Below are 409 nucleotides of genomic sequence, written 5' to 3'. Positions count from 1 at the left end.
TTTTTACATATATCGACACAAAAGGAAACATCAATAAGCCTTTACATGCTGACTATCTAAACAACAAAATGAAAAGTATTAGAAAGCGACATAAAGAGCTGACACATGCTACACCTCATAAACTGCGACATACAGGAGCAACACTTGCTAAACAAGCAGGAATGAGCTTAGAAGCTATTTCTGAAGCTCTAACACATAGCGACACAGGTACAACACAGATTTATGTCAATACTTCTAATGTAGTTCCTATGGCAGTCGGTGAATTTGCCTTAAAGTCTCTAAAACAATAAGGTAAAAATAAGGTAAACTTTGAGGTGAACTTTTCAAAAAAACACGAAAAAAGCACCCATAAGGTAAACTTTTGAGTGCTTTGAAACGTTGATATAATCGTATTGATTAACGTTTTGAG

At 34.7% G+C, this 409-nt stretch carries 1 protein-coding gene; it reads left to right on the top strand.

What is annotated here, in order from left to right; genetic code table 11:
* On the top strand, positions 1 to 290 hold a 290-nt coding region (locus tag ADH54_RS09895), incomplete at its 5' end, for a tyrosine-type recombinase/integrase (RefSeq protein ID WP_049524987.1).
* Positions 291 to 409: the final 119 nt, after the last annotated feature.

Source organism: Streptococcus pseudopneumoniae (genome assembly GCF_001072315.1).
GTDB lineage: Bacteria > Bacillota > Bacilli > Lactobacillales > Streptococcaceae > Streptococcus > Streptococcus pseudopneumoniae_R.
Note: the sequence above shows the minus strand (reverse complement) of the source record. Positions and strands in the feature narration are given on the sequence as shown.